Origin of the sequence: Mixta sp. (assembly GCF_024610815.1) — a bacterium.
In the GTDB taxonomy this organism is placed as follows: Bacteria; Pseudomonadota; Gammaproteobacteria; order Enterobacterales; family Enterobacteriaceae; genus Mixta; species Mixta calida.
The window spans coordinates 1-6058 of record NZ_JANION010000086.1 but is presented as its reverse complement, the minus strand read 5'-3'; the positions used below and the strand labels follow the sequence as shown (position 1 = coordinate 6058).

Below are 6058 nucleotides of genomic sequence, written 5' to 3'. Positions count from 1 at the left end.
GGTATATGGCCAGGTTATTCCCTGAACCGCTGCCGTTTTCCTGTTTGTTAATGCGTTTATAAAACGTCATCATTTTTTATTCAACGAAATACCCTGTTTTTTACAGGGGTTTTATCTTCTGTGCTGCGGTACAAAATGCATTATTTCGCTGAATATTTCCCTTATTACCCTGGTATTTTCTGATAAAGTAATCGTCAGATAAGCAAAAGTGAATAAATAAACTTTCGTTGCGGCTTCGTTCTCCCGTTAGCATAAATTAACGTTACATTTTTCGCCCCCGATAATAGACGCCATCGTCTGATAATCATTACCGCACGGCTGTAAGGCTGGGCGCTCTTCCCCAACCCTTGCGCGCTATCAAAGGCGCCGCGGCGAATTTTTCCGGCGGATAATGAGCCATCAGGCTATTATCCAGCGATTATCTTCTTTACCGGGACAATATCATCCTGGCACAGCCTTAAGCTAAAGGCCATCATCGAAAGCGACGATTATATATAGCTAACAGGTGTATTTCTGACGATAACCTTTAAGCAGTAAATTGGCCACACTTCCTGCGCGTTTAAACGGCGCGCCATTAACGGCTCCGCCTGCCGCATCGCTAATTATTTGATGAAAAGAAGGCGATGACGCCAGCAAGAATTCACATTGTGGGCAGGAAAATAAATTGCATGGCCAGCCAGGTCAAGACTGAAATGCGGTTTTCAGAGATATCTCTATAATATGCAACAGGTATCGCTTATTTTTGCGGATGCAAAAACAGGTTAAATAATATCAATGACAGGGAACAATAACGTAACGGCGACATACACGGAAGGATACACTTTTTTTTCCGTTAAAGCGCCATGTTCAAAGTGATTTTCTCTACTGCCGCCTATTAACAGGCGTCCATGCCCGCCAGGTTAATCTTTGTCGCGGCTTTCATAGCGCTCTTTTGCATCCAGCGCTTCCTGTTCGCTTTCATGTTCGCTAATCAGCGAGTTGGGTTTCGGATGATCGGCGCGCAGTTCGTAACGCGTTACGCTCTCTCCTGCTGCCCCTTTATCAACCTGAACAATGCGCGCTTCACGTGGATAGGGTGGTCTGCTCGGCATAATGTCTTCCCTCTTTTGATGAAAGTGGTATCCGTTACTCTCCGTTCGCCTGCGGCGGAGATCGTTCGCCTGTCAGCGTTCGTAGCGTAAGTATAGACAATGAGACCGAGGCGCTGTCGCTTCAGAAAAGAAAGGTAACAAAAACAGATATTCCTGACGGTCGGGCTGTCGCCCGCCTTTAGCTGGCGCGCGCCAGCGAAAGCGCATCCAGAATCTGCGTGGCCACCTGTTCAGGCGGCTGCATCGCATTGATAATATGGTGCGCCGTTTGCTGATAGAGGGCTTCGCGTTGATGAAGCACTTCCGTCATCTCTTCAGTAATGGGTCGGCCGGTCAGAGTGGGCCGCTGCGAGCTTTGCGGATAAGCCGAGAGACGTGAAGCCAGCACGCTGGCGCTGGCCTGCAGCCAGATGACGCTGCCACGCTCTTGCATAAAGCGACGATTGATCTCCGCCAGCACCATACCGCCGCCCGTAGCGACGATGGTTTCCGGCGCGCTTACCGCCATCAGCGCCTGCGTTTCCCGGTGGCGAAAGCCTTCCCAGCCTTCGGCGGCGACAATATCGGCCACCGTCTGTCCGCTGACCTGCTGTAAATAGTGGTCGGTATCGTGAAAATCATAGCCCAGCGCCTGCGCCAGCAGTTCGCCCACGGTAGTTTTACCGCAGCCACGCGCGCCGATTAAAAAAATGGGTGACGACATAACAGGCTATCCTCCGCCAGCGCTGCGTAACGCCGCAGTTGGCTGATCATAATGTGTATGCCCGGCATCATACCGGCAAAAAAAAATCCGGGCCAGCTGTAACGTTGTTTTTACGCAAGGAAAGTGAGGATATCTGTGCATCTTAGCGAACAAAAACCAGCGGCTACACTAAGCCAGTATGTCAGCGCGCGACTAGCCAGTATGTCAGCGCGCGACAGATGGCAATATTTACTTACGCAGTGTTAATTTACTTTCCCCGCGCAGCGACCAGAATAAACAGATAACGCTTGTTTAAGGAGGTTTCCATGCAGAGCGAAGAACAACGTCTGATAGAGAGTCTGTTCAGCCGACTAAAACAGGCTGAGAGCCAGTCTGCGCCCCGCGATGCGGCCGCGGAGCGCCTGATTGAGCAGCAGCTGCGTCAGCAGCCTGCCGCGCCCTACTATATGGCGCAGGCTATCCTGATTCAGGAGGCGGCGATGAAGAAGCTGAGCGCGCAGGTGAACGATCTGGAAAGCCGTCTGGCGCAGGCGCAACAACAACAACCGGCGCGTCAGAGCGGCGGATTTTTATCCGGGCTGTTCGGCGGCGGTCAGCGCCACACAGCGCCCCAGCAGCCGGCGTGGAACAATGCGCAGCAACAACAGCCCTACGGCCAGCAGCCCTATAATGCGCAGCAACAGCCTTACGGCCAGCAGCCCTACAGCGCGCCCGCGCCGCGCGGCAGCGGCTTTCTCGGCGGCGCGCTGCAAACGGCAGTGGGCGTGGCGGGCGGTGTAGTAATGGCGGATATGCTGACCAGCATGTTCCACCACTCTCAGCCGCAGGAAATTGTGAATATTATTAACGAACCGGCGCTGCCGGAGCCGGAACAGCTGGACACCAGCCTGGACACCTTTAACAACGGCGACGATCGCGCCTTTTTACAGGACGCCAGCTGGGAGCAGGATGATAATGCCGGCTTCGGCGGCGATGATTTCGGCAATGACGATTTCAACGATGACGACAGCTTTATCTAAATCTAAGCGGTAAATTTTCGCGACCAGCGTCTGCCTGGCTGGTCGCCCTGCCTTACTGCGCGGCGTCGCGTTTGCGTCGCTGGCGCGCCAACAACCATTTATCCAGCTCAGCGGCGAACTGCTGGCGATCTCGCTGGTTCAACGCCGCCGGGCCACCGGTCTGCACGCCGCTCGAACGCAGCGTATCCATAAAATCGCGCATGGTGAGCCGTTCACGAATCGTCGCCTCGCTGTAGCGCTCGCCGCGCGGATTGAGCGCAGCCGCCCCCTTCGCCAACACTTCCGCCGCCAGAGGAATATCGGCGGTGATCACCAGATCCGTCGCGCTGACGCGCTGAACGATTTCGTTATCCGCCACGTCAAACCCAGCCGCGACGCGCAGCGTGCGGATAAAACGCGAAGGCGGCACAGCAAGCGGCTGGTTAGCCACCAGAATCAGTTCGATCTGGCTGCGCTCCGCCGCACGATAGAGAATATCTTTGATCACTTTCGGACACGCGTCGGCGTCCACCCAAATTGGCATCGGTTTACCTGTCAGGAGTGGGGAATAATGCTGATTTTGCCGTTCTTCTCCAGAATGGCAAACTTTATCTGATCGAGACGCTCCAGCCCCTGGGAACTGCGCGCCGAGGCGAGGATATCTTCAGCGGTGATGCCCGCCTTTTTCGCCCGATGCGCCAGAAGTTTGCCATCTTCGACTAAAATCAGCGATGCGCCGTCGATCAGCAGTTCAAGACGCGGAAACCAGGCCTTGAACTTGCCGAGGAAAATGTCCATCACAATCAGCGTAATGATGGTCAGACCCGCGCCGGTCACCGAAAAGTCGTTGCCCAGCAGCGCCTGCTGCGTCGCCTCGCTGATAATCAGCAAAAGAATAAAGTCGAAACTGGTCATCTCCAGCAGCGTACGGCGCCCGGCAATTTTCAGCACCACCATCAACAAGAAGTACATACTTACCGCGCGTAATACCGTTTCCATCTCTCTGCTCCTGGGGATAAACCCACTGTTTGTTAGGGATAAACCCACTGAGTAAAACCCACCTGCGCGCCGCTGCTGTCGCTAACGACGAAGGCGTATTTGCCCGGCGACTGCGGCTGCCCACCCAACCAGACGGTGGCGCCGCGATTCATATTCTGCGTTTTGTACCAGAGCGTCAGGGAAGCTTCGCTGCTCTCCGCGCGCAACGGCTGCGGCTGGATATTTTGCAGCTGGAAATTATCCACCCCATCGCCGCTGAGCGTAATGCTGTACAGCCCGTCGCGCAGCGCATGCAGGCGGATAGTCATCGCCATATCGCTCTGCTGACGTGCAAAGCGCTCATACTTGACCTCCAGGTTACCGTGCGGCGAGACCTGTTTCCTGTCGCTGAGAAAGCCTTTCGAGAATAAGCCGCAGGCGCCGCTCACTACTATCGCCAGCAGTAGCGCATATCCAACCTTCTGAATACGCCATTCCAGCCGTTGCCAGCGCATATGCTCCTGTACGGGATAGCGGCGGTTCCGCGTTTCATCTTGCTGAAAATCGTCCATTTTCCTCTCCTCCGGTAACGCTTTGAGTTTAGCCGAAGCTGGATAAAGCGGCAGAATGACGTAAGCTGGTGCACAATTGAAAACGGCTAAGCAGAGGGAAAACCATGCTGGAAAAGAAAATAGGTTTTATTGGCTGCGGCAATATGTCCAAAGCCATTATCGGCGGGCTGGTTGCTGGCGGTCAGGTAAAGGCTGACCAGATTTGGGTCTACGATCATAAATCAGAAACCAATCAGCAGATGGCGCAGCAGTATGGTCTCAATCCAGCGCAAAGCGCGGAAGAAGTGGCGCGCGAAGCGGATATCCTGTTCGGCGCGGTTAAGCCCAACGTAATTTTAAAAGTATTGAAAGAGGTAGCGGGCGCCCTGAATAAAGAGACGCTGGTCGTCTCTATCGCTGCGGGCGTCACGCTCGACGCGCTGGCGGGCGTGCTGGGACACGACCGAAAAATTGTGCGCGTGATGCCAAATACGCCTGCGTTAGTGAATGAGGGCATGACCTCGGTTACGCCAAACGCGCTGGTGACGCCGGAAGAGACCGATGAAGTGCTGGCTATCTTCAACAGCTTCGGTAAGGCGGAGACGGTGCCGGAATATCTGATCCACGCAGTCGTCGGCGTCAGCGGTTCAGCGCCCGCGTATGTATTTATGTTTATCGAAGCGATGGCCGACGCGGCGGTGCTGGGCGGCATGCCGCGCGCGCAGGCCTATCAGTTCGCCGCTCAGGCGGTCAAAGGCGCGGCGCAGATGGTGCTGGAAACCGGCAAACATCCCGGCGAACTGAAAGATATGGTCTGCTCGCCCGGCGGCACCACCATTGAGGCAGTGAAGGCGCTGGAAGAGAAAGGCTTCCGCTCGGCGGTGATCGCCGCGATGGAAAAATGCATGGATCGCTCTCAGGCGCTGAGCAAAAGCTAACGCGTCGCCGCGCAGTTAACGCTGCGCGGCGCTGTAACCTTCAATTCTGCTTAAAAGGTGCTTACGCAACCCTTGGCCCTCCTCCAGAGAGAATGGGAAAACTAACGCAAAATGGCCTTTTCTGCCTTGCGCTAATTTATCTGTATCTGATAAATAGCCCATGCTACTTAGGGTTGCAGAGGCTGTTCATTTTTAAGTATGTTGTAACTACAAAGGCGCTTTGCCGGGCAGGGTTCGATGAATAGCACGATAGCGTTATGCTGACGACGCATCACTTTCCGGCAAGTCGTCACATGATATCTTCCCTGGCACTGGCAGCAAAACAAACGGCCACCGTATCAGGTGGCCGTTGTTAACGTAAGGCAGGATCAATAGCGAGGATGATTAAGAAGCTTGTCGATATAACCATGCAGCAAAGAAGCATCTTCCGGCTTTGCGCCATCCGCAGCAACGGTAGCCAGTGCCTGACTGATACCGTTACTCAGTTCCTGTCGCTGTTCGTCACCCAGTTTTCGCAGCAGCGCGGTCATAACAATCTCCAGCGCTTCAACCTGGGCAACCAGCTCTTTCGACTCTGCTTCTTTTTCCGCCAGCTTATCCAGTAGTTCTGCAATGAGGTATTTCATCACATTATCTCAATAACAATGTAAAGGCAGACATTATCACTATGATTAACAAAATGACAGCAGAGGCCACTGATATTTTACACTTTTTTTTGCAGGTTATCTTAAAACAGATTTCTTTTTTTAAATATCAACGGCGCCGGGAGACAGCAGAAAAGGCATACTACGTCAGGGAC

General features: G+C 53.9%; 8 protein-coding genes. 2 read left to right on the top strand and 6 right to left on the bottom strand.

The genetic code is table 11. From position 1 onward, the window contains the following. Positions 1-899: 899 nt before the first annotated feature. Entirely contained in the window at positions 900-1091 is a 192-nt protein-coding gene (locus MYY08_RS05670; RefSeq protein WP_038627666.1) for a YaiA family protein, read from the bottom strand. 178 nt (positions 1092-1269) lie between these two features. After that, entirely contained in the window at positions 1270-1794 is a 525-nt protein-coding gene (gene aroL / locus MYY08_RS05665; RefSeq protein WP_288013762.1) for a shikimate kinase AroL, read from the bottom strand. Between the two features lie 305 nt (positions 1795-2099). Between aroL and MYY08_RS05660 the strand changes: the two genes are divergently transcribed. Next, on the top strand, positions 2100-2813 hold the full coding sequence (locus MYY08_RS05660) for a DUF2076 domain-containing protein (RefSeq protein WP_288013759.1): 714 nt from the start codon (positions 2100-2102) through the stop codon (positions 2811-2813). Positions 2814-2865: 52 nt separating this feature from the next. Here the strand turns inward: MYY08_RS05660 and MYY08_RS05655 are convergent, their stop codons facing one another. From MYY08_RS05655 to MYY08_RS05645, 3 genes are read right to left on the bottom strand one after another with little or no spacing between them, the layout of a single operon-like run. Then, positions 2866-3336 (bottom strand): YaiI/YqxD family protein, encoded by a 471-nt coding sequence (locus tag MYY08_RS05655; protein WP_038627671.1) that lies wholly within the window; start codon positions 3334-3336, stop codon positions 2866-2868. Between the two features lie 11 nt (positions 3337-3347). Continuing rightward, positions 3348-3791, bottom strand: a complete 444-nt coding sequence (locus MYY08_RS05650; RefSeq protein WP_038627673.1) for a DUF421 domain-containing protein — start codon at positions 3789-3791, stop codon at positions 3348-3350. Between the two features lie 32 nt (positions 3792-3823). Next, the gene (locus MYY08_RS05645; RefSeq protein WP_038627675.1) at positions 3824-4342 is read right to left on the bottom strand and encodes a hypothetical protein; all 519 of its coding nucleotides are present in this window, start codon (positions 4340-4342) and stop codon (positions 3824-3826) included. A 104-nt stretch (positions 4343-4446) separates the two neighbouring features. Here MYY08_RS05645 and proC point away from each other — a divergent pair, with 104 nt between their 5' ends. Next, positions 4447-5259 (top strand): pyrroline-5-carboxylate reductase, encoded by an 813-nt coding sequence (proC, locus tag MYY08_RS05640; protein ID WP_038627677.1) that lies wholly within the window; start codon positions 4447-4449, stop codon positions 5257-5259. A 368-nt stretch (positions 5260-5627) separates the two neighbouring features. On the opposite strand, the gene iraP is transcribed toward proC, so the two are convergent. Continuing rightward, complete coding sequence (iraP, locus tag MYY08_RS05635) at positions 5628-5885, bottom strand: anti-adapter protein IraP (RefSeq protein ID WP_084970412.1); 258 nt, start codon at positions 5883-5885, stop codon at positions 5628-5630. Between the last annotated feature and the right edge of the window lie 173 nt (positions 5886-6058).